Here is a 2,427-nt window from a genome sequence, read left to right as displayed (position 1 = left end):
CGCTGTAACGTCTAATTACTTTGTCATTTTTATACATAATTGTGTTAAATTATGTAGCCTTTATTCAGGACGGGTCAGCATTGTTTACAACGGTCTCGTGTATGAGTAGTAGCGGATTTCACACCACTAAGCTGTCGGATAGCAAGATACTTATAAAAATGCAAAAACGGCTCAAGTATGCACTCGAACCGCTATTGCTTATACACATTGTTAGGCACTGCCTTTTATGAATCTTTAGCCATTTTATCTGTCATTTCTTCTAGAGAACTTAGCATAAAGGCTTGAAATTGTTCTTCAGTCATTTGTGGGTTTTTTATAAACTCATCATAGTTCGACCACCAAACAAGTATGCACTTTCCATAGCCAAGGTCAACTACTTGCATAAAGTTAGTCATACCTTTTACAGGTGCTCCCTCAAGTAAGGAATATGAAAAGCTACGTGATGATTCATCATAGGTAACAATTTTTTCCTTGAAAAACCCTTTTCCATCTGGTGTGTGACAAACTCTTTCTCCACCAACTCCCATATTACCACTCCAATCAACCTTTGCAATTGTAGAGGAATATTTATGTACTTGGTCTAGTTTCCTAACTGTCTTCCACAGTTCATCTGCGGACTTGTTTACTACCTTACTAAATTGGACTTTAGGCTCACCCATACTTTGGGCAGATGCCAAATTTGCACTTAATAGAAGAACTAATGTGCTTAATAATAGATTTTTAATTTTCATTGTTAATGATTTTTATAATTTACCTTTTGATACAGTATTAATTGATGTGTTACAGAATTAGGCTACTTTCTTTTTGTTTTTTGCCAATTCTTTTTGTTTGTATACGCTTGGGCTACCAGTTTCAACGTATATTTTTAGGTCTTCAATAACGCCTGCTACCGTTTTATTAAGTTGCATTTTCATCATTGGTCCCATAATGGCACCTTTAAAGCCTTTGGTTTCCATTTTCAGGTGCATACTTACGAGCGTATTGTTTCCCTTTCTTTCCAAAGACCAAGTATTAACAGCGGAAGTGATAAAACCGGGAAAGCCTTTGACGACCTCATAAGTCAATACATAATTTTTTGAGTCGAATTTTTTGACGTCTTCCTGAATTGTTCCGAATCCAGGCACTTCACAGGTTCTATTGCTACATTCTAATCCATCAAATTTTGGTTTTCCAAAACCTTCTGAATGAGTTAAACCTCTTGCCCATTTGTAGGCCGTTGTAAATTGATTTCCCAACACTTCCCATATCTCTTGAATAGGACGATTGATTATGATTTCTTTTTTTATCTCCATTTTGTATAAATTTTTAATTCGTCATTTTGATACAGGAAACTCTCTGGTGTTACAAAACAGAAAACAAAAAGCCCGTGATTGTTAAAATCACGGGCTTTTTTATAAGTATTGGTCAATACTAATTTAGCTCAAAAAAATCTAGTAATTCATTATTACCAATAATTTCCTCAACAATGGTTTCCTTAGAAAAATCATCCTTCGCTGGAATATCTCGAAGTAACTCTAAATGCTTTTTGTCTACAATATCAGCAACCAATTCACTGTTCTGAAAAGCATAGTCCGCTACTTTGGTTTTATAACCTACATTGAAAAATTGCTGGTCTTCAGTGAGATAACCATTTTTGTGCATAGTTTTTGCCTTTTTGCCACATCTGCAAGGGTTTTTCGAGTTCATCAGTCCGCATTTTTGTTGCATAAAGTTGATTAGTTCCTTTCTTGCTCTGTGAAGCTTTACTCTATAGTTGGCTTTTGTCATTCCGAATATTTCAGAGCCTAAATTGTGGTCGACTCCAAACGTTTCTCCTACAATAAATAAAAGTCTTTGCTCCCTAGTAAGACACATTATCATACCTGATAGACAACGATATCTTAGCTCCTTTGCCAATTCCTCGTATTCCTTTTCTTCACTTTCGTCTACGGTTGCATTTTCAATAGAGTCAAGTCGTTTTCCTTGATTTTCAAAATCCGTGAATTGTTTTTCTCCTTTTCGTCTTTTGGATAACAAAAATTCGTTAAATACAATGCGATAGAGCCAAGTTCTAAATTGGCTTTCGAATTTAAATTGTGATAGCTTGGTTATTACCTTGATAAGTGCCTCTTGGGTCAAGTCTTCTGCGTCTTGAGGGTCAAAGGTGAATTTCCACGCCACATTGAAAATATAAGGTCTGTGGATTTTTATTAGCTGATTCAATGCTACTTTGTTACCATCCAAAGAGGATTTTAATAGTTCTATATTTTTTTCCTCTGAATATTTATCTCCAAGTTGATTCATACGAGTTTTTCCTTGTTAGATACAAGAGTTGGATAGGTGTTACAAAGTTCGTTTTAAGGTTGTGCCTAACGTTTTTGTGTATGGAAAGTGCGGTTTTGTGCGCGAGGATTTTCCGCAGGAAAATCGGACGCAACAAAAGTGAAC

Annotated in this window: 3 protein-coding genes; all 3 read right to left on the bottom strand. The window is 35.6% G+C overall.

The genetic code is table 11. From position 1 onward, the window contains the following. Positions 1-224: 224 nt before the first annotated feature. The 3 genes from Q0739_RS14740 to Q0739_RS14730 all read right to left on the bottom strand — a co-directional run bounded on the left by Q0739_RS14740 (position 225) and on the right by Q0739_RS14730 (position 2,283). Positions 225-677 carry an SRPBCC family protein gene (locus tag Q0739_RS14740; RefSeq protein WP_298239502.1) on the bottom strand — a complete coding sequence of 151 codons (453 nt, stop codon included), beginning with the start codon at positions 675-677 and terminating at the stop codon, positions 225-227. 111 nt (positions 678-788) lie between these two features. Beyond that, on the bottom strand, positions 789-1,292 hold the full coding sequence (locus tag Q0739_RS14735; protein ID WP_298239501.1) for an SRPBCC family protein: 504 nt from the start codon (positions 1,290-1,292) through the stop codon (positions 789-791). Positions 1,293-1,410: 118 nt separating this feature from the next. Then, positions 1,411-2,283 (bottom strand): RNA polymerase sigma factor, encoded by an 873-nt coding sequence (locus tag Q0739_RS14730; RefSeq protein ID WP_298239500.1) that lies wholly within the window; start codon positions 2,281-2,283, stop codon positions 1,411-1,413. Positions 2,284-2,427 lie beyond the last annotated feature (144 nt).

It is taken from the genome of uncultured Algibacter sp. (assembly GCF_947487605.1).
Lineage (GTDB): Bacteria > Bacteroidota > Bacteroidia > Flavobacteriales > Flavobacteriaceae > Algibacter_D.
This window is presented reverse-complemented; position numbering and strand designations above follow the sequence as displayed.